Below are 24,204 nucleotides of genomic sequence, written 5' to 3'. Positions count from 1 at the left end.
CGATCAACAGGAGTACCGAAGTGTCCGATCTCTACATTCCCCGTCTCGTCGCCCTCATCGAACAGGCATCGAAGGCCAATGCGGAAGCCTTCGGCCAGGCGGCGAGCCGCTTCGCCGACACGCTCGAGAATGGCGGGCTGGTCCATCTCTACGGCTCAGGCCATTCGGTGCTGCCGGCGCAGGAGATGTTTCCGCGCTATGGCAGCTTCGTCGGCTTCAATCCGCTGACCGATCCGCGCGTGATGTGGCACAACGTGCTCGGCGCCGGCGGCGTGCGCGAGCTTTTGTGGCTGGAGCGGACCGAGAAATACGCCGAGAAGTTCCTCGACCACCAGCCGCTGAACAAGGGCGATTCCATCATCATCTTCGGCCATAGCGGCCGCAATTCGTCGGGCATCGACACCGCGCTCTACGCCAAGAAGCGCGGCATCTTCGTCGTCGCGGTCACCAGCAAGAACAATCTCGACAAGCCGGCCACGCATTCCTCCGGCAAGCGGCTGGCGGACGCCGCAGACCTCGTCATCGACACCTGCTCGCCGATCGAGGACGCCGTGGTGCCGGTCGAAGGCTGGAGCCGCCCGGTGGCGGGTTCCTCGACCGTGCTGGCGATGATCATGGCGCATGAACTCTTGGCGCGCACGGCCGAGCAATTGTCGAAGCGCGGCATCGAGCTGCCGGTCTTTGCTTCGCCGACCATTGCCGGCGTGACGCTGCACGACACCGACGTTATCTACGGCGTCTACCGCGAACGCATGATCGAGGCGCAGAAGAAGCATCTGCCGGCCTTCCAGGCGACCATGCGCGGGGAATAACCAGGCGGCGGGAGGCGCATCAGGCGCCTCCCATGAACCGTTCAAATCCGGCGCCGCCTGGAATGTTTGGGCGGCGCGTCATTCTCGTCGGGATTGGGGATCGGAGCCTCATCGGGCAGCCGGTCCGGATCCGGCTCGCGCATCGGCTTCGGTTCCGGGATGGGCGGCGGCGTGGGTACCGGCGTGGGGGACGGGTCGGGATTGGGGAGAATGGCCATCGCGTATCCTTCTGCTCGATGCCTCGGTAGGGCCTGCTGCGATCCCAACAAGCGGGATGTCCTGCCCGACTTGAACTGATGGAGGTGATCGCCGCATTCAGACGCTTCGCTCTGGAGCGATCGGCGGCGCAAGCTGCGGAACGGTCGCGCCCGCGGATGGTTCCAACACGATCGGGCCGCGCGACGGCAACAAGTAACGATCAAATCATTCCGCGGGCCTGTTTCGGCTCTTGCCGGCGTCGGTCGGCGCCTTAATTCTCATAATGGGTGGGGCCATCTGCCGACACAGGAGGCGGCCGTGAAGCATCAAACCCTTGACCAAATCAACGCCGTTGCCGACGTTCAAGCTGAAGCACCGGCTCTCATCGCCAATCGCGGCCAGCGCCTCGAGCGCTGGGCGCAACTTCTGGAGGAAGGCCCGAGCCGTCGCCTCACGGCGTTGGCGGGCACCGAATACGCTCCACCCGACGTGCGTGAAAGAATGCGCGCCGACGGATCGGCGATCACCGTCGCTTTCGAGGATACGATCTTCCGCGCGCAAGGTCTGCGGGACGACACTTACGGCGAAGCCAAACGCTTCTTCGAGATGAGCGACTGGCAGCTGCATGAAGTCGTCTGCCATTGCCATGTCGGCGCCAATATGCCGGCCCGCTGGGCGGCATCGCGCGTGCGGGCGGCGATCTCGCCGGGTGCGGGCATTCTCGCCTGGCTGAGAGCGGTGTTCATGCATTGACGCGGGTTCCGTCGCGGGATCGCGCCGGGCGTAGTGATTGATGGGAAGAGGTGGAGGGGCGCCTGCCTCTCCTGCCTTTCCAGCGATCGATCTCGCCGAAGACGATGTCCAGCCGGCGACGTCCGCCGTCCGGTCGGGTCAGGCCGTCGTCTGGATGATCAGCGTCAGCGTGCCGTCACCGTCGATGTTGGCGGCGACGACCTGCGAGGAATTCAGTCCGTTCGCATGCAGGACCGACGTCGCCTCGGGCGAGGCGTCGACCGAGTCCTGCAGCTTGGCCAGTTCCTTGGCGGTCGTCCTGGTGACGATGGCCTCGGCCTGCGCCTTCACTTCCGAAGGCAGGTCCTCGATCGCCACCACGACGATGTTGGTGACGTTCTGGGCGGCATCGTCCTGACCGGGGTTCTGGTCGGATTGGGGCTGGCCGGGGATGGGCTCCTGGGCGGGAGGCAGGGCTTGCGGCGGCTGCGGATCGGCGCGTTGGGCCGAAGCGGGCTGCGCCAATGCCATTGCCGACAGCGTCAGGACCATCGTCAACATGCGCATCGTCTTTCCTTTCCATCTGGAAGCCTGACGACACAACCCCGGGGGCCCGGCAATGGTTCCGGCCGATGACTGCGAAGGCGTCCAAAACCTCAATATTTACATGATGCTATAATAGGGATATTATGTATCCTTAATATGCGGTGACCGATTTGTTCCCGGAAAAGATCGATGATTTTGAAAAGCCAAGTCGAATGGGCGCTGCACTGCTGCGCCATTCTCTCCGGTGTTCCCGAGGGACGCTATTTGTCGACCAAGGCACTGGCGGAACTCCACGGACTGCCGAAGGAATATCTCTCCAAGGCGCTGCAGAGCCTGTCGCAGGCGGGTCTTGTCGATACGACGCTCGGTCCGTCGGGCGGATATCGCCTGGCAAAGCCGCCGGAGCAAGTGACCTTTCTGGATATCGTCGAGGCCGTGGAGGGCAAGGGGCGCACCTTCGTCTGCAACAACATCCGCGAGAACAATCCCTGTCTGCCCGAGAATTATTGCTATAGCGGACCGTGCGCTGTCGCACGCATCATGTGGGAGGCCGATGAAGCCTGGCGCGACAAGCTGCGCAGCGTCACGCTGTCGGATCTGGGGCGAATGCTCGTGCAGGAAACCCCCGCTGCTCTCTGGAAGGACACATTCGATTGGGTGTTAGACCGCGCCGGATGAACGCGCGTCGATACGCCCGACGATCTTTGCCCCGCTGGTCCCGGCCGACGCGAAGACAAGGCTTTCGGCCGGCGCGGCCAACGAAAGGCCATCCGCATTGCATTGGCTGTAGATGAGGTCGATGACCTCGTTGCGGGCCGCTGCCCAGTCGGCGGGGCTTGCGATGCGGAACAGCAGGTCGACCTCGATCGCGACCGCATCGATGGTCTTCAAAGCGACAATCGGTAACGGATCCTGAACGATCCGCGTGCTGCCTTGCAACGCGGAACGCATGACCTGCTCGACGAAGCTCGGTTGTGTGGGGGCGACGCGCACGGTCAACGTGATCTGGCGCGTGTCATCGGGACGGCTGAGATTGGTCAGCGCTTGCCTGGCCAGAACGCTGTTCGGCACCACCACGATATTGTACTCCGCGGTGAGCAGGTTGGCGGAGCGCCAGTTGGTTTCGACAACGCGGCCTTCAGGGCCGTCCTTCATCCGGATCCAGTCGCCTATCGCATAAGTCCTGCCAAGTGTCAGCGCGATGCCCGAAAACACGTCACCCAGCGTGTTCTGCAGGGCCAGGCCGAACACGATGGCGACAATGCCCGAGGTTGCGATCAGCGTGCCGACCGGCATGCCGAAAACGAAGCCAATGATCGACAGCGCCACGCCGGGATAAATGACGCCGACGGTCATATCCCGGACAAGATGCGCTTCGCGCGGGCCACGGTTGAGCATGAGCCAGATGCGCACCAGGCCGATGATGGTCCATGCGAGATGCGTCCACCACAGGACCAGGGCCGATTTGGCGAGCAGGGCGGCGAAACCCTGCAGATTGGTGTCGTCGACATGCTGCGGCGAGATACCGCCCAGATAGAGCACGGAACTCATCCCGGCAAAGAACAGGATCTGGACGATCAATCGGCCCGTCGGACGGTTGCTGCCCTGGAAATGCCAGACGACGATACCGGCGATGCCGAGGATGTTGATCAGGATGAGCGGCATCAAACAAACCTCTTGATGGAACTGTTCAGGCCGCATCCGGGGCGAAAGGGGCTTTACAGCCGATAATTAAGGATATTATATATCCATAAGGATACCAAATATCCTTAATAAGGCAAGGCCGGTTTGTGATCGTGCGATCAAGCCGCTTGCCTGACGCCCATCGAACAAAGAGCGCGCTGCAAGAGCAGGCGCGAAGGGAGACATCACATGAAAATCGTCATCATCGGCGGCACCGGCCTGATCGGTTCGAAAACCGCCGAACGCCTTCGCAAGCACGGTCACGAAGTGATTGCGGCCTCGCCCAACACCGGCGTCAACACCATCACCGGCGAAGGCCTGGCGGATGTGCTGACGGAGGCAGAGGTGGTCGTCGACCTGGCAAACTCTCCTTCATTCGTGGACAAGGCTGTGCTCGAATTTTTCCAGACTTCGGGCCGCAACCTGATTGCCGCGGAGAGGGCCGCCGGCGTCAAACACCATGTCGCGCTTTCGATCATCGGGACAGATCGATTGCCCGACAGCGGCTATCTTCGCGCCAAGGTCGCGCAGGAGAAGATCATCAGGGAAAGCGGCATCCCCTATACGATCGTGCGCTCCACGCAGTTCTTCGAATTTCTCCGCGGCATCGCCCAGGAGGGCACGGCCGGCGATACGTCACGCCTGTCGACGGGCTACCTTCAGCCGATTGCTTCGGACGACGTCGCGGATTTCGTGACGGACGCCGCCCTTGCCGCTCCGGTCAACGGCATCGTCGAGATCTCCGGTCCCGAGCGCTTGCGTCTGTGCGATTTCGTCGCCCGCTACCTCAAGGCGGTCGGCGACAAGCGCACCGTCATAGCCGATCCGGAGGCGCGGTATTTCGGGACCAAATTGCAAGACGGTTCGCTGGTTTCCGACAACCATCCCCGCATCGGCCGAATCGGCTTCGACGAATGGTTCGCCGCCCAGCCCAAGAAATGATCGCGCCTGTCGCCTTCGTCCGGCGGGGGTCCAACCCGTGAAAGGAAAATCGAGATGATCAAATCAGTTGTTGTTGCCACGGCTCTCGCGGCGTCTCTGCCCGGTGCGGCGTTCGCCGATGGCACGCCAGGCGGAGGCAAAGGCGCGAAGGTCGCCTTGGTCTACGACCATGAACTGCCGAATGTGCCCGGCAAGAGCATCAAAGGCGTTCTCGTCGAGTATGCTCCTGGAGGCTTCTCGGAGGGTCACACACACCCTCAGTCCGCCTTCATCTATGCCACTGTCCTGGAAGGCGAGATCCGCAGCCAGGTCAATGACGGCCCCGTCACGGTCTACAAGGCTGGCCAGAGCTTTTCGGAGATGCCCGGCGACCGCCACGGCGTCAGCGAAAACGCCAGCAAGACGAAACCGGCAAAGCTGCTCGCCGTTTTCGTGGTCGATACGGGCCAGCAGGAACTGACGTTTCCGATCAAGAAGTAGAGGCACTGCCTGGCCCCAAGGCGATCGCGGATCATCTGGGCGTTCAGGCGTTCAGTCGGCGCGCAGCGTTCGGAATGTGACTGAATACCGGTGTTGCGCGACCGGCGGGATAGAGTGTTCCCACTCGTTCCGCGCCGGTCCCGCCATGAGATAAACCGACCTGGGCTCGACCTCGATCGTCTCGCGGTCCCATGCCGCGCCGTTCTTGCGGCGCAGCCGGAAACTGCAGGGCGCCAGCAGGGAAACACCGGCGACCAGTTCGAAATGCGGCTTGTCCCGGTGCCAGCCTATGCCGGCGCCCGGACAGTACTCGTTGATCAGCACCTGCGCGAATTCGCTGGCCGGGACGCCCGCGAAAGCGGCGACCTTGGCGCGCAGCGGCAGCAGGAAGTCCGGAATCGGCGGCGCTTCGAGCACAAGGCGACGCTCATAATCATAACGCAGGCCAAAGCCGACGACCTGCCTGTTGGCAAGATGGCCGTGAAAATCGAACGGCTTGAAATTCAGGCCCTGGATGCGACCGACCAGCTCGTGCTCTTCGTCGCGGGAAATGAGGTCCGGCCGGTAGGAGAAGCCTTCGGGTGCGGGCCGCAGATCCGCGGGCGCGTCGAAGAGATCGCCCTGGAAAGCGCCGTCGGCGGTTCGGCTTTTTGGTGATGGCATGCGGCTCAGATAGGCAACCGGAGCGCTTGTGCAAGTCCAGCCCCTGCTTGGCGGAACCTCGCGTTTTGCCGGGGATTAGGGGTGGAAAGCAGGATTGCGAACATGCCTTCCACAGCCATCCGGAACATCCGTTACGATCCGTCGAGGCGTGTCCTTTCGGTTTGGTTCGTCCCGACTGGCAAGCGCTATGACTACGAGGACGTAGGACCCGAGGTCTACGCGGCTTTCAAGGCGGCTTTCTCAAAAGGGCAGTTCTTCAACGAATTCGTGCGCGATCGTTTCAGATATCATCTGGTCGAGCGTGGATCTCGTCATTGAACGCCAAGCAGGTCCAAAGCGCATTAGAATCAATTAACTGGCGGAGAGAGCGTCTTTCGAATAAGGGATTAAGCCATTGAAATCATTGATATTTTCTCCTCGCTTGTTACCCAGTTTGTTACACAGCCAGGGATGGCCGCTTTGCGGCACCTTGTTTGTCCAGCTTAGACTGCGACGGGGGTGTATTCCAACAGCCGTAGTCCTCCGGCTCGCTCCATGTTTGAGCAAGATGCTCCTCTCCTGAGCGGCGGCGCGGTAGCCGATCACGTACGGCCGACACGTGTTGCAGCCGATGTGGTTCGAGGCGTTAAGCACACTCAGCGCACTCAAGTAGGCAGGAAGCGAAATGGCAGCTAAGTCGTCTTTATTCCCAGTGCCGGACGGCCCACCGCCGGCCCCAAATATATCCCCCTGCCGCTAGATTTGGCCAGGACGGCGGCGCGCATCTGGAAACCGTGTTCGAATGTTCCAGCGCTGCTGGCATCGTCGCGGCTGTGCAGGCTGGCCTCGGCCTCGCGCTTCTCAGCGATCGTCACCTGCGTCCGGAGATGGAAATCATTGGCGAGCGTCTGCCGGCTCCCCTCGCCTATGTCGCGCGGCGGGCAAAGAAGGCGAGAAATCCCGCGCTGGAGAGTTTTGTATCCGAGGTTCAGGCCGAAGTCAGCCGATACAGCAAGCTGGCATTAGCAGGTTAAGTCTCAGGATACTCGAAAGTGGCCTGGGCGGCTCGTGGCGCGAGGTCTCGCCAACACGATTATCAGGAAAGAACAGTGGGTGGCTTAGTCCTCTGCTCCGAATGAACATCGCCGGATAATTGAGGGCCGCCGCGTGGCGGCCTCTCGACCCATGGCGCGTCAGATCACTTGGCCACCGGATACTTCGATACGCTGGGCGGTGATCCAGCGGTTGCTTGGGCTGAGCAGGCTTGTAACCATCGGCCCGATGTCGTCCGGTACGCCCACACGACCGAGCGCAATCATGCCCGCGAACTGCTTGTTCAGGTCGGGCATGTCACGAACGGCGCCGCCGAGGAAGTCGGTCTCGATGGCACCCGGAGCCACCGTGTTGGCAGTGATCCCGCGTGCGGCGAGTTCCTTGGCCATATAGATGGTCAGAATCTCGACCGCGCCTTTGGCGGCCGAATAGGCCGAGAAGCCGGCTGCCGAGACACGGGTGAGACCCGAGGAGAAATTCACGATACGGCCACCATCGGCCAGCAGCGGCAACAGGGTCTGGGTAAGAAAGAAGACGCCTTTTACGTGGGTGTTGAAGAGGGCATCGAATTGTATCTCGGTCGTCTCGGCAAAACTCGCCATTTCGCCCTGGCCCGCGTTGTTCACCAAGTGGTCGAAGGTGTTGCGGCCCCAGGTCGCCGACAGGGCGTGCCGGACACGGTCTTCAAAGGCCTTGAACGAAGCGAAATCGGTCACGTCGAGTTGGAGGGCGACAGCCTTGCGGCCAAGTGCCTCGATCTCGGCGACAACGGCTTGCGCATCGGCAACGCCACTCCGATAGGTGAGGATGACGTCACCGCCTTGACGCGCGATGCTGATCGCAGTGTTGCGGCCGAGACCACGGCTACCGCCTGTAATAATGGAAACTGTGCTCATATCCGTTCTCCATAAATCCTGTTTGTTGGTGACAGGAGATCTTATGACAGGGGCTGCGACCCGACGGTTGTCGAATCCGCGGTGAGCCTTGCCTATTTCTCCAAGCCAACGCCTGATGCAGGCTGCAGAATGCGATCGACCATCTGCGAAGCAGAGCCGAGATAGTTTTCCGGATCTGTGAGGTAACGCAGACGCTCGCGCCCAAGCGGGACCGCTACGTCTTGTGTGTCCACGAGAACGTCGAAGAGCGGTTTTCCGGCCTCGACCGCACGCCGGCAGGCGGCATAGACGAGGTCGTGGGCGGTCTGGCGACCGGTCAGAGGAGCCAGCGCCATCATCACCGCTTCCGCCACGATGAGGCCTTTCGAGATCGCCAGGTTCGCCAGCATCCGGTCTGGGTGAACGGCGAGGCCGGAAAGCATGAAACTGGCTTGCAAAAGGGCCCCGGACGCGAGGGCAAAGCTTTCGGGAAGGGCGGACCATTCGAGATGCCACGATCCTGTGGCGCGCTCGAAATCATGCACCATCGCGTCAAGCATCAATCCCGAATGCTGTCTGACCATTTTTGATGCAGCGATGATGATCTCGCATGAGATGGGATTTCGCTTCTGCGGCATCGTGCTGGAAGCGCCGCGATGTCGGGCGAACGGTTCCGAGACCTCTCCGATCTCCGTCGCCATCATCACGGAGACGTCGAAGGCGACTTTGGCGAGGCTGCCGCTGATCAACGCCAACACCTGCACGACTTCCACCATGCCGTCTCGGGCCGCGTGCCAAGTGATCGTGGGCGTTGCGAGACCGAGGATCATGGCGAGCTCCGACTGCACGGCCAACCCTTCGCCGCCAAGGGAAGCCAGAGTTCCGGATGCCCCTGAGAACTGCACCACGAGAACACGCGGACGCAATTGCATGAGGCGTTCGCGATGTCGTTCGAGAGCCGAGAGCCAGACGGCGGCCTTATAGCCGAATGTGATCGGCAGCGCCTGCTGCAGATGGGTTCGCCCCGCCATTGGCGTGTCGCGGTGATCGGCGGCAAGCCTGCGCAACGCGGCGATCGTATCGTCGAGCTGCGCTTCGACGAGATCCAGCGCATGCCGGACCTGCAAGACCGTGGCCGTGTCCATGATGTCCTGCGTCGTCGCACCCCAGTGCAGATAGCCGCCGGCCTCGCCACAGGCATCGCCCAGCTGCTCGACGATCGGCAGGATGGGATAGCCGACAAGTTCAGTCTCGCGTGCGAGGCGGACCATATCGAAACGGATCGTCCGGGCTGCGGAGGCGATCGACGCGGCAGCCGCCTCAGGGATGAGACCAAGACGCGCTTCGGCCGTGGCGAGTGCAACTTCGGTCTCGACACACCGGTCGACGAAGGCGTCACTGTTCAACACCGAGCGCATCTCGTCAGCTACGAAGCTGCGCCCAAACAGCGGCGAGTCAAGGAGGGAAAGCGCGCTCACCGCCGGTCTCCGTTCCTCAGAATGGTGCACGCATCCGCCAGGACGGTCGATCCGACAACCAAAGAAGAGGGAATGGCAAGAATATCGATTGGGATCATTGGTCTTGCTCCGCTGAAGCCGGGCGCCGGCACGTCTGACAACCCCTCAATTCTGTATTCGTCAGGCAATGTGGACATGCTTGGTGACGGTATAGGGCTCTAGGATTTCGATCCCGCCCTCAGTGCCGATCCCGCTATCCTTCCAGCCGCCGAGCGGTGCCTCGGGCAGGTGCGTCAGACCAGCGTTTACAGAGACAGCGCCGCACTGGAGCGCATCGACGAGACGACGCTGCCTCTTGCCGTCATTCGTAAAAACGTAAGCCGACAGCCCGAATTCGAGCCCGTTGGCAGCTTTGAGCATCGCCTCCTCATCGGTGAAGGGCAGGATCGGCGCGACGGGTCCAAACGGCTCCTCGTGAAGAATAGCGGCTTCGGCAGGCACATCTACCAGAACCGTCGGAGCATAAAAGAAACCGCGCCTGTCAAGGCGATCTCCACCGGCAGCGACCTCCGCACCTCGCTGCCGGGCATCATCGACCAAGCGGGCAATGGCTTCGACACGCCGCTCATTTGCAAGAGGACCCACATCCGTGGCCGGGTCCAGGCCATCTCCGACCGTCAATCCGGTGGCAACCTCGGCAAAGCGTCTTGCGAAGCGCTCGGCAATGCTTTCCTCGACGAAAAAACGTGATGGAGAGAGGCAAATCTGGCCGGCATTGGTGAACTTGGCCTGCGCCAGCAGTTCCGCGGTCGCCTCCGGGTCCATATCGTCGCAAACGACAACCGGTGCATGGCCGCCGAGTTCCATCGTCACGGACTTCATGTGAAGTCCTGCCATCGCCGCGATTCGTTTTCCTATCGGGATCGAGCCCGTAAAGGTGACCTTCGCGATCACCGGCGACTCGATGAGTTGGGTCGACACCGCGTTGGCATCACCGAAGACGACGGCGAGCGCCGCCGGGTGGACGCCGGCCTCAAGTAAGGCTTCTCCCACTGCGAGGACGCAACCGGGCGTTTCCTGCGAGGGCTTGCAGATAATCGCGCACCCGGCGGCGAGCGCGCCGGCGAACTTCTTGGCGGCGAGCGCCATCGGAAAGTTCCAGGGCGTGAGTGCCGCGACGACGCCTATCGCATGCGGCTGCACCTCGATGCGCTGGCCGGTTTGCCGTCCCGGCACGATGAGGCCTGCGATTCGCCTGGCTTGCTCTCCGCCCCATTCGATGAAGTCGGCGGCGCGAAGAACCTCATCGCGCGCCTGGGACAGAACCTTGCCCTGTTCCAGCGTCAAGATGCGGGCAATCCGATCGGTGTCGCGCCGGATGATGCTCGCGGCATCCTTCAGGATGCCGCCGCGCTCCCAGGCAGGTACCGCCTGCCACGATTGCAGTCCGCCCTGCGCGGTGCTGATCGCGTTTTCGATGTCGGCCGGCGACCCGTAGGCCACCTGACCGAGACAGTCGCCCGTCGCGGGATTGATTACGTCGACGGCGACGCCTTCAGAACCCTCGCGGCGTTCACCATTTACCAGAAGCTGAAACGTGCTGCTCATCTGAATGTTATCCTTTTCTGGTCGTTGAAAGCCGCGCACGGCTCCGATCAGTCCTGCAAGGCGGTGACGATCGCCATCGTGAAGGCGGGGATGTCGGAGGGCATGCGGCTTGTGACAAGGTTGCCGTCCACCACCACTTCCTCGTCCACCACGGTTGAGCCGGCGTTCTTGAGGTCGGTCCGGATCGAGTACCAGGCAGTCGCACGGCGCCCGCGCAGGACATCGGCTTCCACGAGGAGCCACGGTCCGTGGCAAATCGAGGCAATCAACTTGCCGGCATTGGCGAAGTCCTTCACCAGGGCTATTGCCTTTGAATCCATCCGCAGCTTGTCGGGATTGACGACGCCGCCCGGTAGAACGAGCGCATCGAAGTCTCCCGCGTCGATGTCGGAGATCAACTTGTCCGGCGTGATCGTCTCGGGCGACTGATCCGAGTTGCCGGTCTCGGAATTGTAGATGCAGCCGCGGATCGGGTCGGCTTTCGGCGCAGCAAGCGTGACCCTTGCGCCAGCGTCCATGAGCAACCGCCGTGGGCTGTAGAGTTCGGCGTCTTCAAATCCGTCGGTTGCCAGCATCAGAATGTTTCGGTTCGTCAGCTTCGTCATGGGCTGTCTCCTTGCTCTCGATGTGCGATCTGCCTGCTTCAGCGCGGAGAAATGTATCGCTGCCCCCCCTGAGCAGAATTGTCGTGGAATTCAGATTCCTTGCCTAATCCGCCAAAGCGGCTTGCGTGAACGACCGTCCGCGCTCAGGATGCCGATGTTTTTGTCGATCGGAGTCAAAAGCGATGAACCGCACTTTGCTCGAATGCGTCCGCCGCTTCGCAGATAGCAATGCCGACAAATTCGGCGTTGCCCGCACGCCGTTCCCCGGCCTGTTCGCAATGCGTGCGACGGCTCCGAGCGAGCTTCAATATGCGATTTCAAAACCACTGGTGGCGCTCGTTCTTCAGGGGGCCAAGCGTGTTACGATGGGGAACAGGAGTTTTGAATTCGGGCCTGGTGACTCTCTGCTGATCGCTGCCGACGTTCCGAATGTCAGCCAGATCACGCGAGCCAGTGTAGGAGTGCCATACTACTCCCTCGTTCTCGATATCGACCCGGCAGTGACGCAGTCCCTCGTGATGGAAATCGGCATTGCCGAGGCCGAGGCGGGTGCTTCCGTTCGCGTGGATCCAACCGAAGCGGAAGTCGCTGAAGCGGCACTGCGTTTGATGAAGCTACTCGATCGTCCAGCTTCAATCCCGATCCTGCAGAACCAGCTTATTCGTGAGATGCACTACTGGCTGCTGACAGGTCGCCACAGTGCAGGCATCCGAGCGCTAGGGATCACCGACAGCCATGCAAACCGCATCGCGCGGGCCGTCGCGCTTATCAGAGCCGCCTATGCGGAGGCGCTGACGGTGGAGAAGCTGGCCGAAGCTGCCGGCATGAGTCTCTCATCCTTCCACCACCACTTCCGCGTCGTCACATCGCTGTCTCCACTCCAGTTTCAGAAGCAACTGCGCCTGATAGAGGCTCGGCGAATGATGATCTCTGAGGGCGCACCGATCAGCAATGCGGCATACGCTGTTGGTTACGAAAGCGTCCCCCAGTTCACGCGGGAATATGGCCGGTTGTTTGGAGCATCACCCGCGAGGGATGTTCGAAACAACTTTGGCAGGAGCCAGATCGCTGCCTAGGTCATGGACGTCGACTGCTGCTAACCCTGCTGGCGCGCGAACTGCGTCGGCGGGATGCCGACAAATCTGGCGAGCGCGCCGAGCCATAGCCGACGGTTTCCGCAACCTCCTTCACCAAGCCACTGCCACGCCGCAGCATGTTCCGGGCGAGGGCCATCAGCCACAATAGCAGAGACTCCATCGGCGGAATGCCGACCTCCCTGCAGAACCTGGCATCTCACGTGCAAGTGGACACTGCCGATCATGGAGCGCCAGGCAAAAGGGGCGATCGTCAATATTTCGTCTTTGCGGCGGTGAGGTTCACCGTTCCCTGGAGCGCCTACAGCGCCTCCATGGAGCGGTGAATTCACTAACCATGGCTGTTGCGGCGCAATGCGCCGCGAAAGGCATACGTTGCAAGGCCATTGCACCGGGGATGCTTTCCACGCCGATGGCCCAATCCGCCCACCAGGATAATCACGACGACCTCGAAGAGATGATGAGCTCGCGCGACGACGCGTGCCGATGCCCTGGCAGGGTGAGGGCTGGGATGTCGGCGAGGCGGCGGCGTTCCTGGCATCCGACGAGGCGCGTTTCATTACGGGCCAAGTGCGGCATCTATCCGCCCAATTCCGCAGCGCTGCCCGCGGCTGTGCTGTCTTTCCTGACAGACGCTTCCCCGATTGTCGCCGCGCCTCTGCAGACCACAAGACCGGATCGCCGAGCGAATTCGTGAGAGCGTCCGAGAGCCTCCACGGTACACGACGCAAGGTGAGGACGGCTTGAGGTGATTGAAGAGAGAATTCTTCGCCAAAAGGATCCTCCCATGCCAAGCAGACTAGGATTTTGGCCCTAGCACATCAGGGGTCGTGAATTTCCGCCGATAGAGAGGTTTCGCAGTTTGTTACACAAAACGAAATATATAATTGTCATTTACATTAATAAACTTAAATAAGTCATTGAAATCAAATGAATATTAGCGTTTGTAGTGGCGGAGAGAGCGTCTTTCGATTTGGCGCCTATAGCATTGAAAACATTGAGCTTTTCGCGCCGCATGTTACACAGTTTGTTACACAGCTACCTGGCCCGCCAGGCGAGCCAGACGATCGTCGCCGGAAGCCGACGGCTACGCGCCAACAATCCTTGTTTAGGCAAATTCCTACTCCGTCCTCCCGCTTACCAGGGAACCGGACAACTAAGGCTGCCGTTCTCCTGCGCCGATCAGGAGTGCTGCAATGTTCAACCCTTGGGTGGATCTGTGCCTTACGATGATGGAGGCGCAACAAGTCAATGGCTCCGGGGTCTGCGGATCGCGCAAGGCGGCAAGACAGCGGAACGCGAGTCCCTGCTGATGGTCAGTGAAAAAATCGAGGCAGCCGGCCGCGCCGGAACGATGCTCACCATGGGAACATCCGCCCCGACAAGCTCGATCAATTTTACGGCGGGAAAATCAGGGCGAACAGAAAGCGTCTCTCACGGTGAAGCAGCGTCCCCACTAGGGGCGTTCTATTTTTTAATCGCAATGAGTATCGCCTCATAAACGCTGCCAACCTCTTCGTCGATTTGCGTACTGGATATCTTGAGAGACTTTGCGTCAGCAAATAGCTGCTGCGTTAGCTCGGCGACCGACAAAATGTCCGAACCCCTGGCCGTAGGAATGTTGTTCGCCAACCATTTCCGAAGGAAATCGGCGCCGCGTTTGCTCATTCAAGTCAAGCTGGCTGTTGCCATTAGGTTCCTTCCTCCCGGAAGTCGTGCAAAGATGCATGTCGTAGGTCGTTCTCACCGCGCAGTCGGGGCCGATCAAGCCCGGTTATATCCACTGCATCGCGGTCTAGAGAGGGTTCTGCTCCTGGTCCAAAGACCTCCCAGCCCGGCCAACCACGCCTTCGGTCGAACTCGTCCCGGCGCCTGTTACGCAGTTTGTCACAGCTATGTGACGAGTCGCGATCAAAGTCGCTGCTTCAGAGTTCGGCAGCTAATCCCTCCTAGCTGACGAAGACCGGCCGCTTGGAGACAGCCTCGTCGCTCCTTCTGCATGCCTCAGCGCCAGAAGCGTCTTGTGTTGACCAAGGCGTCGTGTGCCTCCGCGGCGTCCTTGAGAAGCTTGGACTTGTCCTCGGCGCTATAGAGGTCCTTTGCACTAGCAACGTCCGAAAGCCACAGCGCTGCCAGCATATCAGGGGCGGTGGCGAGATCGTTGAGACTGCCGAGCTGGTCCTGCAGGTCTTCCATCGCCTCTATGAACCGTCGATGGCGTTTGGCTTCCGCCTTGCTCTTGTAGAGCGGCTCGAAGAACTCAGCCGCATAGCGTAGCTTCTTTGCGGCGATGCGCAATTTATGGCGGGTCTCGTCATCGGCATCGATGAGATTGTTGCCGCCCTTTACCACCTTTTTCCAAAATTTATCAAATACACCGGAGGCGAAATCCCTTGCCGACTGCTCGTGCAGCGTGTCGCTCGATTGGTCGGTCCGCCAGTCCCTGATGGAGATCCACTCGGTGGCATCGATCATCAAGGAGCGGGCGCGCACCGAGGAAAGCGATGTTTCGACTGCCGCATAGGCATCGTCGCGCGCATTGTGAAGACGGCTTGAAAGAGCCTCGCTCGAAGCACGGTCGATCATCACGTCGATATTGCGAGCATCGCCAAATTCCGAGGCGAGCCATTTCAATTCTTCCCGCAGGTGGTCAAAACGGCTGTCATGGAACAGCGACTTGCAGATCGAGCAAAGCGAGCGCAGCCGGCGCAGCGACACGCGAGCCTGATGCAGGGCCTCGGCATCGCGGGACCAGCCCAGCACCGTTTCATTGAGACGAAACTGTTTGAGACAGGCCGCCGCGATGTGCGCGAAAGCCGTTGCCGCGCTCATCTCGGACGTGAGCGGGGTCGAAGCCGCTTTCACAGCGCCGGGAGCTGTGCCCAGCAGATGATAGCCCCGTTCAGCTTTGCTCAGCACTCCGACATGTGTCGGTGTGATGAGGTCGACTTTCCTGGCGAGCGCGAACAGCGCTTTCGGCGAGCCCGCCTTCTTTTCGAACTCGATCTCGCAGAGTGGCGCCTCGCGATCGGCTGCAACGACCTTGCCAAGATCCAACGCAACTTCGATCGTGGCGTCCTGATCCGACACATTCCAACGATGCCGTTTGACATGGACCTCGAACAACGCGGCGAGCTTTGGGCCAGCATCTGCGAGCAGATCTCGGATCTGCGGATCATCAAGTATCGGTGTGTCGCCGGCGACCGGCCGTTCCCACTCCTCGCGTGTGAACGATCCGGCTGCGACACCATCACCGGCTTTGACGGTTTGTATGCGTTCATTTCCCGATTGCCGGATGCGAAGCGACAGGCCGCGCTTGGACAGATCCCATCCGGGAGTGTCGAAATAGATGGATGTCTGCTGAAGAATGATGGGCGGGGATCCGAACGGATTCTTCTTCAGGAGCGACCGCGCACCCGATTGCAAAAGCTCGAGCTTCAGTTCCGTTTCCTGCATGATGCTCTCGGCGTCGCTCACGGCAATCGAGGCGACCCACCCCATCGTGCGTCATAAGACTGTCACAAACAACCGCCCGCCTCGACCACTGTGGCCAGACCTCAAGCGGACAGACGACAAGGAGCGAGCCGGAACCGGGCGCGGACGGGCGTCAGGATTTCTAGAGCCGAAAAGTCTCCAGTTGCGCGAAGCTCCAGACAACATTTCGGAGGCGGCTCCAATGACAATTTGGCGGCTTTGGAGCCTCCGCTTTCACGTCCTGCTCTCGTTAGACGTTAATATGGAAATTGGCAGCCGCGGTATCATCCCCACGCGATAACAAGGTCGCGCAACCAGCCTCACATTGTTGGCGGGCATTAGTAAGTGGAAATTTTGCAGCTCATATTAACGGTTGACGTTGGCAAGATGCATATTATGCTCCTTGTTAACGTTTATCATTAATAAGGAGCGCCGGGATGGCTGCGGAGGGAAGAAGCGGACGGTATGTGAGACAGCCCCCAGGCTACCGAGCTTTCATACCTTCTCCGTTGCCGCCCAATCCCCAACTCACCATCGACGCCGAGCTTCAGAATCTCCTCTCCAGGGCCGATCGAGCTTTGGGCCGACTGGACGGCTCCATACAAACGCTTCCGAACCCTGATCTGTTCGTGATGATGTACGTCAGAAAGGAGGCGGTCCTATCCAGTCAGATAGAAGGCACCCAAGCTTCTATCAATGATCTCCTGAAGGCCGAAGCCGACATTTATGACCAACAGATGCCAAAGGATGTTGACGAAGTAGTCAACTACCTTTCCGCGATGAACCATGGCATTGCTCGCCTTGACGAACTGCCTTTGTCGGTTCGCTTGATTAAGGAAATCCACGAGAAGCTCTTGCATGGGGTCCGCGGTCACAAGCTCCAGCCAGGGGAGCTTCGGCAAAGCCAGAACTGGATCGGACCCGGCGGAAGCAATTTGAATTCTGCTAGTTTCATTCCGCCGCCCCATGAGGTTGCTGCTGAGGCGTTAAGCGACCTCGAGAAATTCCTTCACGCTGAAGATCACATTCCGCCGCTCATCAAAATCGGTTTAAGCCACGCCCAATTTGAAACGATACATCCATTTCTCGACGGGAATGGAAGGGTCGGCCGATTGCTCATAGCGTTTTTCCTTTTCGAACGACGGCTATTGATGCGGCCGGTCCTCTACCTTTCCCACTACTTCAAGCAGAATCGGCAGGAGTATTATGATCGCCTCCAAAAGACGCGCATTGAAGGAGATTGGGAGGGGTGGATAAAATTCTTTCTGAAAGGTGTGGGGGACGTCGCAGAACAGGCTACGGAAACGGCCCGCGAAATAGTAAGCCTCCGAGAGGGCCATAGGTCAATAATATCTGATCAATTCGGAAATTCTGCTGGCAAAGCGAACAAGGTCTTGGAGCACTTATACCGTCGCCCGACTGTTAGCATAAATAACGTTCGCGACGTGCTCGGAATCAGTTTTCCAAATGCAAGCGCTTTAATTGACAAATTTGTTGAGGCCGGCATGCTAGTGGAGATCACTGGGCAGGCCCGTAACAGGCGCTACTTCTATGCGCCGTACATCAACCTTTTTTCCAACCTTTAGGTTAATGGTCAGCCTCCAGTTGACCCGATGAAATTCGCACGCTTCGCTACGCGCATCTCGTTAGGGCGCAGCAACGGGAAATTCGGTTTTCGTACATTTGCTCAATTCCGTCTTTGCTGGTGGGCACAGCCAAACCGTCACATTCGGCGTGAAATGACGGAGCGCATTCGTCATCTCCTGGACATTCTGCTCGCAACTTCCCTCAGCGCAGTCCTGTAGAATGAGCCCAGGAATGCGCGTCGCAGTTCCTTGCGTAAACTGCCGGAACTCACCCGACTGCTTAAGAGCACGTTCCAGTGCATGCTCCCACAGGTAGACCGGTTCGATTGCGATCAGGTTTCTGTCGCTGAGGCAGTCTATGGGCTCTCCTCCCAGGCTCAAACCTTTCGCCATGCCGGCACAGTACATATCCCTTCTGGCCACTCTAGTGTCGTCGACCCCGCCTATCTCCATCGGAGAGGTGTCGCCAGCAGTGTACGCTATCGTTGCGATCTTGGCTCCGTACTTGTCTGAGTAATTCAGCATGCAAGTATTTGGCTCTTTCGTGGCGCCGTAACCGTCATCCTTCGACCCCATATCCCGCAGCGCCACGTTTACAAACGAAGGCTTCTTCGGATCGACCTCAATGTCGTCCAGAACCTTCTTCTGAGTCTGGATGTCTATGAAATAGAAATGTCCGGTAATTGTCTTGGAATTGCTGTCCATCTGGGAGCACATAAACTCAGGTCGCACGGTGGCGACGGATGCTCCTTCGTTCACAAGAACGGAACGCAGAAACGGCACAGGAACGAAGATCTCGTCGCCTTGGCGCGATGCCGACGTGTCGTCAGCCCCCACGTTGATCAAATCCTGTCGCAAAAATTGCATGGTTACGCTGGCTGTATCCAGCCTAAGTATCTGCAAAACATTGGTTTCAGCGGCCAGTATGAAAGCCGCGATTGCCGTGAAGGCTGCAGCTGGGAAACTGATCCAGTCTTTCAAAAACGCGGCGACCTTTAGAAGTCGATCCCGGCGCATTTCTCCGGCCGTCTTCTCGCCGATGTCGGATCTGCAGACAGGACAAACCACGGCAAGCTGGGGAATTGTGCTGCCGCACTTGGGACAGCTTTTCGTGCCTGCGGAATCTGGCTCCGCCGGCTTTGGGTGAGCTTCCTTCGTCATGGATGATCTCCCGGAAGAAAAAACTCTTGGGCCGCTTCAAAGGACCACTTCTGGCTCTCGTCCGACAGACTGAGCAACCATATGCTGGAGTAGTCTTCGTCATCCCAGCCATCCGGTGTGATTTGAGCGTACCCGACGATCGAGCGCGCTAGGGCAGGTATCGATTCGTGCTGCCAGCAGACAAGAACGGGGGCAGACTGCTTGATGATATCCTCAGCTGCCTCGCTCTCCTGCCCCTTTGAGTTGCGTGTATCCGGCTCGATTAACAGGCGTTGCGCAAGCGGCGTGACCGTCTGAAGCGGCCGCCGGCTTCGACTGCCTGTCCCATCCTACAGGCACGCGAGCGCGGTCGCCGCCTTGGCGGATTTCCTCACCGCGAGTGGTCTTGTGCACGAGCAGGAGGAGTTCGATCCCAGAAGCCCGATCACGGAGACTCTTGCTCCGAAGGAGCAGAAGGCGCCCATGCTCCGCCCGGATCCCTTGCAGTGAACGGGGATCATGCATGGTTTATGCCGTCGTAGGCGGCAGTCGGCTGACTACCGCAGTCGTCGATAACAGCGAATTTAGACGTCAAGTTGCCAAGCAGCGTAAGCCCTGAGCGTGACTAACCAGCTACGCGACAATTATGCGATCCATGAAGTAGATGTAGCCTGCGTCGCGCTCAATCCCGCAAGCCCGGCTTGACTCGTATTTGACCTTCTCGAAGAGCACCTGACGACCGCCGACCTCAATTCGAACGAAGTGGTCGTGATGAGGAACCTTTCCCGCCGGAACCATCCTCGACACGACGCTGCCCTTGTGGCGCATGAGCGAGGTCTTCTTGCATGCGAAGAGTCTTGGGTTGCTGCTGCGCAAGGATCCGGATGATTCCGTGGTGGTCCATTTCCGCGCCATGTTTGCGGGGCTTGCCGGCCGCGTCCTGCGCTCATGGGCAAACCCGCTGAATGACCTCCTTGTCCAGGGCCGCTCCGCGCGAAGCGATGAAGCGGTCCTGGAGACAAGACTCCCCGTAGATGCCATCGAGGAGCGGCTGGCCGAATTCCTGACGCCATTGCTCGCATCCCTTTATGACAGGTTCGGCGTGGCCGGCCTCTCGCTCAACCGCGTCGAAGCCGAGGTGCAGCGCCTGCTCAACAGCGCTGTCGGCAAAGAACGCGCGCCAGCTCCTTCATAATGAGGACGATCCAAGGGCGAAGCTCCGCAGTGACCGGTCACCATCGAACAGGGCTTCACGATAACGCCCAACGAATTCCTGGAAGGCATCATTGCCCGCTTGGGAGTTGGTCGCGGAATCGACCTCGACGATGGTGGGTTCACCGTCACCGGAATCGACGCCCATCAGGCCCTCAGCCGCGGTGCGGCCGGCCTTCATGTGGCGTTGGAGACGAAAAGGCAGCTTGGAGACCGCAGAAGGACTTGTCGGTTCCGACAACACAGCGTTCTTAGCGGGCTCCAGGGAAATTGCGACTAAACCTGCTGAGTCACATCCGGCTCGACGAATACCTGGCGCAAATTGGACTGCGCTCAGTCACGAAGAACTACGGCAGCTAACTGGCGTAGCAGCGGTAAGTGAGGCGCGAGACAGCCTAGGGGTAGGGAGGCCATACCGGAGGACTGTCAGGCGGGCCGCACTTGGCGCCCCCCGTCGGCGAGGTCTCAAAGTAGACGGGCGAAATGTGATCCATCCGCCACGTGGATGAACAATATCCAAGCAATCGATTTTCAAGAACCCAAAGTAAAGTGTTAAGGGAGCGATGGGGACCATCATCAGGAGTATGTCCGATGGCAAACGCTCTTCGCGGCATGACCGGACCCGATACCTTCTTCAGCAGTGAGAGCGACGATCTGATCGAGCAGCCTCAGGGCGTTGACTGGATCGACGGTCGCGGCGGCCACGAGTCTATCCCGTCCGGTGAGGTCATTTACGGCGCAAGGAGAGACCAGATCTTCGGACAAGAGGGCGTTGACTACCCTCTACCCGACGGCCACGACAAACCGCGCACTATTCGGGACCCATGTTTTGACGTGCTTGATTGGTGATGAAATGCGAACGCTGCTCATTGACCATCATGCCCACCTTACACGCACGATACAGGGGGCGCTCGAGGATTGCGGTTTCGCCGTTGACGTGGCTCGTTCCCTGGACGAGGCATCCACTGCATTTTGTTGCGCGAGCTATCACATTCTCCTGTTGGAGTTGGTCATGCCGGACGGTGATAGCTTGCCCTGGCTGGCACAGTTAAGGAGCAACGGGCATTCGGTTCCTGCCCTCATCATGAGCAGTGTCGACGATCTCGAAAAACGTATCGCGATTTTCAACGGTGGTGCGGATGATTTCCTGCGTAAGCCCTTCTGCACCGAAGAGCTCATCGCCAGAATGCGAGCCATTCTGCGGCGTTCAACACAAATTACCGACCCCACCGTTGCATTTGGCAACCTGCAATTCGATCCGATCGGCCGACAAGTTTTCGTTGAGGGCCAGCCAATAAAGATAGCACGCCGCGAACTGTGTATTCTCGAGCATCTACTCAACCGCGCAGGTCGCACTGTTCCACGCGCGCAGCTAGAAGATAGCCTCTATGCGTTCGACGATGAAGTTTCGGCCAACGCACTCGAAGTCGGCATCTATCGTTTGCGCAAAAATCTGAGTCAGTCAGGGGCTACGCTGCGAATCAACACAGCGCGTGGCATTGGCTACATCCTTGAATTGACTGACGCGCCATCTGCCTAAGCTGGTCGCATTTGAAAGCGAAGGTTGCCTTGAAAGTCGTTCCTAATGACCATCCTGCCACCAATCGTCGGTCGACCGTCGTTGGCGGTTTGAGAAGTATGGTTTCTCCTTGCTCGGCCTATCTTTTTTGCGCGCTCATTCTGTTCTTCCCATTTTCTGCTACGGCCCAAAACAAGCGGTACGAAGGCGAACCGCGTGCCGCTGCCAATAGCATCAACGGCACGCTGAAGCTTTCCTCTTCGCTTGGCAAGACAATTCATTTGTCCGCGCCAGCCGCCAGCATCTTTATTGCCGATCCGACGATCGCAGATTTTCAGGCACCCTCGAATAAGACTGTCTTCGTTTTTGGCAAGAAATCCGGGCGGACCAGCCTATTCGCTTTGGACGCCAACGGGGAGGCTCTCGCGCAATTGCATATTGTTGTCACTGAACCGATCGAGGATCTGCGCGCCATGTTGAGGACTCGGGTCGGCGACTATCCAATCCACGTCAGCTATACGCCGCGCGGCGCGATCCTTAGCGGGACAGCGCCCAATGCCCAAGTCGTCGACACCGCAACGAAAGTCACTGAGCAATTTCTCGGTGACGGTGCGCAGGTCGTCAATGAGATTCAAGTCGCTGGGTCGTTGCAGGTCAATCTGAGTGTGCGCGTAGCTGAGGTCTCCCGTAGCGCCATGAAGGAACTCGGTATCAACCTGTCCGCTTTCGGCAAGATCGGCAATCTGACAGTGGGTTTGGCCAGCGGCAAAGGTGCCGGTTCTGGTGCGGCGAGCGGCGGCGGTACGGCCGGCGTCGCGTACAATGATGGCAATGTCAGCCTTGGCGCGGTTCTCGACGCGCTTGCAAAGGAGCATGTCGCTTCTGTCTTAGCTGAGCCGAATCTCACCGCGATGTCCGGTGAATCCGCCAACTTCCTGGCGGGCGGTGAATTTCCCATTCCGGTCGTGCAGGGGAGTGGGCAAGTCTCGGTTGAATTCCGTCACTTCGGCGTCGGCCTGGAGTTCGTGCCAACCGTTCTCAACAACGAGCAGATCAATATTCGCGTGAAGTCGGAAGCCAGTGAACTATCGACGCAAGGTGCCGTCCAAATCAACGGTATTTCCGTGCCTGCCATCTCCACGCGGCGTGCCGAGACCGCTGTTGAGCTCGGCAGCGGTCAAAGTTTTGCAATCGGTGGGCTGATCAGGCGTAGCGTCAATACTGATATTCGCGCCTTCCCTTGGCTGGGCGACTTGCCGATCCTCGGCGCGCTGTTCCGTTCGTCATCATTTCAAAAGGAGGAGACGGAACTGGTTATCATAGTCACACCTTACATCGTGAGGCCTGGATCAAATCCCAAGCAGATGAGCGCACCCACCGATCGCCTCGGCTCAGCTTCCGACGTGGAGGCCACTCCGATGAATTCATCGGAAAATCCGCCGCAAGACCACGCTACCGGCGGCTCAGGCGCCTTGGACGGCTTCATCATCGAATAGTAACGCCCATGATGATGCGGATCACAAGCCTCCTGGTCGCTCTGAGCGCAAGCGTGAGTGGCTGCACAAGCTCCTCGCCGGTTGAGTCATCGACCGAAATCATTGTCCGGCAGGAGAACAAGGTCTTGTTCTTGCAGAGCCTTCGCGCTGTCGAACGGCAGCGTTTGCGTAATTTCATTGCGAGTGCCAGCCGTGGCCGGAGCGATGCCGTCCATCTTTTTATCAGCGGCCCGCCCTGGCTCGGCGCACAGATCGCCAGTCAGGTGATGGAGATGGGAGTTGACGGCTACAACATCCGCCTCTTTGAACAGCACCACCGTTCTGCAGCGCGAATAGAGGCGATTGTCTACGACAGCCTCCCTCCTGACTGTCCGCCATTTTCCGGCCCTTTAGCCAATGACAGTTCCTTCGACCGGACGCTTGGCTGTTCGACTCGCCGCAATTTGGCGGTCATGGTCAACGATCCGCGCGACTTGATCGACAACAACGCTGTCAGGCCAAGTCTCGGTGATCGCGCGGCTATCCCGGTTGCCAAATACAGGACCTTCGAGACGGGCAAGACCAGCAGCGCAGAACAGGGAAAGTAGCAGCAATTGGGGCCATGGCACATACGCCGCCAGGCAACGCATGACGGCGGTTGCGCAAGGGCAGGAATGGTCGCTGGGTGCCGCGGGTATCGATGGAGGCATTACGCAACGGGCTATGCCGGGCGGCGATTAAATTTAGGCGATCGGACTTGAGGAACCTCTCCCCAAAAGCCCTTCAGAGCGTTGTCAGAATGTTGCCTGGGTTGCCCTGGGATGAAGCATTCGTTGGAATTACTGATCGACTTCTCACGCCGCCGCCGTGAAATACCTCCTGTCCTGTTTCACATTTTCGATCCGCCTGTACCACGTGCAGAAGGTGATCGGGATAACTATGGTGCTCCGGCTCTGACGCTCGAGGAGTTCGCGCGTTGTTCGACAACTCCTCCTCGTCACCCACGCCTGCAAATGGCAATGGTCGTGGGAAGATCAGTCTAAAGACAGCCGCGCATTCATTGGGGGGCGC

The 24,204-nt window shown here is 59.4% G+C and carries 26 protein-coding genes and 2 pseudogenes; 16 read left to right on the top strand and 12 right to left on the bottom strand.

The genetic code is table 11. The features are described from left to right. Positions 1–20 precede the first annotated feature (20 nt). On the top strand, positions 21–812 hold the full coding sequence (locus RFM52_RS27535; protein WP_320296803.1) for an SIS domain-containing protein: 792 nt from the start codon (positions 21–23) through the stop codon (positions 810–812). A 41-nt stretch (positions 813–853) separates the two neighbouring features. Here the strand turns inward: RFM52_RS27535 and RFM52_RS27530 are convergent, their stop codons facing one another. Then, positions 854–1,030 carry a hypothetical protein gene (locus tag RFM52_RS27530; RefSeq protein ID WP_320296802.1) on the bottom strand — a complete coding sequence of 59 codons (177 nt, stop codon included), beginning with the start codon at positions 1,028–1,030 and terminating at the stop codon, positions 854–856. Positions 1,031–1,328: 298 nt separating this feature from the next. Here RFM52_RS27530 and RFM52_RS27525 point away from each other — a divergent pair, with 298 nt between their 5' ends. Then, positions 1,329–1,763, top strand: a complete 435-nt coding sequence (locus RFM52_RS27525; protein WP_320296801.1) for a hypothetical protein — start codon at positions 1,329–1,331, stop codon at positions 1,761–1,763. 138 nt (positions 1,764–1,901) lie between these two features. On the opposite strand, the gene RFM52_RS27520 is transcribed toward RFM52_RS27525, so the two are convergent. Then, complete coding sequence (locus tag RFM52_RS27520; RefSeq protein ID WP_320327887.1) at positions 1,902–2,303, bottom strand: hypothetical protein; 402 nt, start codon at positions 2,301–2,303, stop codon at positions 1,902–1,904. Positions 2,304–2,477: 174 nt separating this feature from the next. On the opposite strand from RFM52_RS27520, the gene RFM52_RS27515 reads away from it, so the two are divergent. Beyond that, a complete protein-coding gene (locus tag RFM52_RS27515; RefSeq protein WP_320296799.1) occupies positions 2,478–2,966 on the top strand; it encodes an RrF2 family transcriptional regulator in 489 nt (162 codons plus the stop codon). Here RFM52_RS27515 and RFM52_RS27510 read toward each other — a convergent pair. Next, a complete protein-coding gene (locus RFM52_RS27510) occupies positions 2,949–3,953 on the bottom strand; it encodes a mechanosensitive ion channel family protein (RefSeq protein ID WP_320296798.1) in 1,005 nt (334 codons plus the stop codon). The two genes, RFM52_RS27515 and RFM52_RS27510, sit on opposite strands and share 18 nt — an antisense overlap. A 207-nt stretch (positions 3,954–4,160) precedes the next feature. Between RFM52_RS27510 and RFM52_RS27505 the strand changes: the two genes are divergently transcribed. Next, positions 4,161–4,913 carry an SDR family oxidoreductase gene (locus tag RFM52_RS27505; RefSeq protein ID WP_320296797.1) on the top strand — a complete coding sequence of 251 codons (753 nt, stop codon included), beginning with the start codon at positions 4,161–4,163 and terminating at the stop codon, positions 4,911–4,913. A gap of 54 nt (positions 4,914–4,967) precedes the next feature. Further along, the gene (locus tag RFM52_RS27500; RefSeq protein WP_320296796.1) at positions 4,968–5,393 is read left to right on the top strand and encodes a cupin domain-containing protein; all 426 of its coding nucleotides are present in this window, start codon (positions 4,968–4,970) and stop codon (positions 5,391–5,393) included. 51 nt (positions 5,394–5,444) lie between these two features. Here RFM52_RS27500 and RFM52_RS27495 read toward each other — a convergent pair whose 3' ends face one another. Beyond that, complete coding sequence (locus RFM52_RS27495; protein ID WP_320296795.1) at positions 5,445–6,056, bottom strand: alpha-ketoglutarate-dependent dioxygenase AlkB; 612 nt, start codon at positions 6,054–6,056, stop codon at positions 5,445–5,447. A 102-nt stretch (positions 6,057–6,158) separates the two neighbouring features. Here RFM52_RS27495 and RFM52_RS27490 point away from each other — a divergent pair, with 102 nt between their 5' ends. Together RFM52_RS27490 and RFM52_RS27485 are read left to right on the top strand one after the other, a co-directional pair. After that, positions 6,159–6,374, top strand: a complete 216-nt coding sequence (locus tag RFM52_RS27490; protein ID WP_320296794.1) for a KTSC domain-containing protein — start codon at positions 6,159–6,161, stop codon at positions 6,372–6,374. 413 nt (positions 6,375–6,787) lie between these two features. Continuing rightward, positions 6,788–7,069, top strand: a pseudogene (locus tag RFM52_RS27485) (LysR substrate-binding domain-containing protein); the annotation flags it as partial. Positions 7,070–7,228: 159 nt separating this feature from the next. On the opposite strand, the gene RFM52_RS27480 reads toward RFM52_RS27485, so the two are convergent. The 4 genes from RFM52_RS27480 to RFM52_RS27465 form a co-directional block, all read right to left on the bottom strand. After that, the gene (locus RFM52_RS27480; RefSeq protein ID WP_320296793.1) at positions 7,229–7,984 is read right to left on the bottom strand and encodes an SDR family NAD(P)-dependent oxidoreductase; all 756 of its coding nucleotides are present in this window, start codon (positions 7,982–7,984) and stop codon (positions 7,229–7,231) included. A 92-nt stretch (positions 7,985–8,076) separates the two neighbouring features. Further along, positions 8,077–9,381 carry a class-II fumarase/aspartase family protein gene (locus tag RFM52_RS27475; RefSeq protein ID WP_320297019.1) on the bottom strand — a complete coding sequence of 435 codons (1,305 nt, stop codon included), beginning with the start codon at positions 9,379–9,381 and terminating at the stop codon, positions 8,077–8,079. A gap of 219 nt (positions 9,382–9,600) precedes the next feature. Next, a complete protein-coding gene (locus RFM52_RS27470) occupies positions 9,601–11,028 on the bottom strand; it encodes an NAD-dependent succinate-semialdehyde dehydrogenase (RefSeq protein ID WP_320296792.1) in 1,428 nt (475 codons plus the stop codon). A gap of 47 nt (positions 11,029–11,075) precedes the next feature. Then, on the bottom strand, positions 11,076–11,633 hold the full coding sequence (locus RFM52_RS27465) for a type 1 glutamine amidotransferase domain-containing protein (protein ID WP_320296791.1): 558 nt from the start codon (positions 11,631–11,633) through the stop codon (positions 11,076–11,078). 182 nt (positions 11,634–11,815) lie between these two features. On the opposite strand from RFM52_RS27465, the gene RFM52_RS27460 reads away from it, so the two are divergent. The 3 genes and pseudogenes from RFM52_RS27460 to RFM52_RS32895 all read left to right on the top strand — a co-directional run bounded on the left by RFM52_RS27460 (position 11,816) and on the right by RFM52_RS32895 (position 13,474). Next, entirely contained in the window at positions 11,816–12,709 is an 894-nt protein-coding gene (locus tag RFM52_RS27460) for an AraC family transcriptional regulator (RefSeq protein WP_320296790.1), read from the top strand. A gap of 340 nt (positions 12,710–13,049) precedes the next feature. Then, positions 13,050–13,178: pseudogene (locus RFM52_RS32900) on the top strand (SDR family oxidoreductase); the annotation flags it as partial. A 35-nt stretch (positions 13,179–13,213) separates the two neighbouring features. Then, positions 13,214–13,474, top strand: a complete 261-nt coding sequence (locus tag RFM52_RS32895) for a hypothetical protein (RefSeq protein ID WP_430699273.1) — start codon at positions 13,214–13,216, stop codon at positions 13,472–13,474. A gap of 1,257 nt (positions 13,475–14,731) precedes the next feature. Here the strand turns inward: RFM52_RS32895 and RFM52_RS27455 are convergent. Next, the gene (locus RFM52_RS27455) at positions 14,732–16,183 is read right to left on the bottom strand and encodes a CYTH and CHAD domain-containing protein (protein ID WP_320223433.1); all 1,452 of its coding nucleotides are present in this window, start codon (positions 16,181–16,183) and stop codon (positions 14,732–14,734) included. Positions 16,184–16,638: 455 nt separating this feature from the next. On the opposite strand from RFM52_RS27455, the gene RFM52_RS27450 reads away from it, so the two are divergent. Beyond that, positions 16,639–17,787, top strand: coding sequence for a Fic family protein (locus tag RFM52_RS27450; protein WP_320296789.1), 1,149 nt, complete (start codon positions 16,639–16,641; stop codon positions 17,785–17,787). A gap of 60 nt (positions 17,788–17,847) precedes the next feature. Here the strand turns inward: RFM52_RS27450 and RFM52_RS27445 are convergent, their stop codons facing one another. Together RFM52_RS27445 and RFM52_RS27440 are read right to left on the bottom strand one after the other, a co-directional pair. Further along, entirely contained in the window at positions 17,848–18,948 is a 1,101-nt protein-coding gene (locus RFM52_RS27445; RefSeq protein ID WP_320296788.1) for a hypothetical protein, read from the bottom strand. A gap of 612 nt (positions 18,949–19,560) precedes the next feature. Next, a complete protein-coding gene (locus tag RFM52_RS27440; RefSeq protein WP_320228522.1) occupies positions 19,561–19,755 on the bottom strand; it encodes a hypothetical protein in 195 nt (64 codons plus the stop codon). Between RFM52_RS27440 and RFM52_RS27435 the strand changes: the two genes are divergently transcribed. Further along, positions 19,754–20,122 carry a hypothetical protein gene (locus RFM52_RS27435; protein WP_320223452.1) on the top strand — a complete coding sequence of 123 codons (369 nt, stop codon included), beginning with the start codon at positions 19,754–19,756 and terminating at the stop codon, positions 20,120–20,122. The genes RFM52_RS27440 and RFM52_RS27435 overlap by 2 nt on opposite strands. Here the strand turns inward: RFM52_RS27435 and RFM52_RS27430 are convergent. Continuing rightward, complete coding sequence (locus RFM52_RS27430) at positions 20,117–20,287, bottom strand: hypothetical protein (protein ID WP_320223453.1); 171 nt, start codon at positions 20,285–20,287, stop codon at positions 20,117–20,119. The genes RFM52_RS27435 and RFM52_RS27430 overlap by 6 nt on opposite strands. A 443-nt stretch (positions 20,288–20,730) precedes the next feature. Between RFM52_RS27430 and RFM52_RS27425 the strand changes: the two genes are divergently transcribed. Genes RFM52_RS27425 through RFM52_RS27410 form a run of 4 tightly spaced genes read left to right on the top strand, consistent with a single transcriptional unit; the run spans position 20,731 to position 23,741 of the window. Continuing rightward, positions 20,731–20,988, top strand: coding sequence for a hypothetical protein (locus tag RFM52_RS27425; protein WP_320223454.1), 258 nt, complete (start codon positions 20,731–20,733; stop codon positions 20,986–20,988). Between the two features lie 4 nt (positions 20,989–20,992). Further along, positions 20,993–21,679 (top strand): response regulator transcription factor, encoded by a 687-nt coding sequence (locus RFM52_RS27420; protein ID WP_320223455.1) that lies wholly within the window; start codon positions 20,993–20,995, stop codon positions 21,677–21,679. 29 nt (positions 21,680–21,708) lie between these two features. Continuing rightward, positions 21,709–23,154, top strand: a complete 1,446-nt coding sequence (locus tag RFM52_RS27415; RefSeq protein ID WP_407046072.1) for a type II and III secretion system protein family protein — start codon at positions 21,709–21,711, stop codon at positions 23,152–23,154. Between the two features lie 8 nt (positions 23,155–23,162). Beyond that, positions 23,163–23,741: a CpaD family pilus assembly lipoprotein gene (locus RFM52_RS27410; RefSeq protein WP_320223456.1), complete on the top strand. Its 579-nt coding sequence runs from the start codon at positions 23,163–23,165 to the stop codon at positions 23,739–23,741. The last annotated feature ends 463 nt before the right edge of the window (positions 23,742–24,204 follow it).

This window comes from Mesorhizobium humile (assembly GCF_033977215.1).
GTDB classification, from domain to species: Bacteria; Pseudomonadota; Alphaproteobacteria; order Rhizobiales; family Rhizobiaceae; genus Mesorhizobium; species Mesorhizobium humile.
Note: the sequence above shows the minus strand (reverse complement) of the source record. Positions and strands in the feature narration are given on the sequence as shown.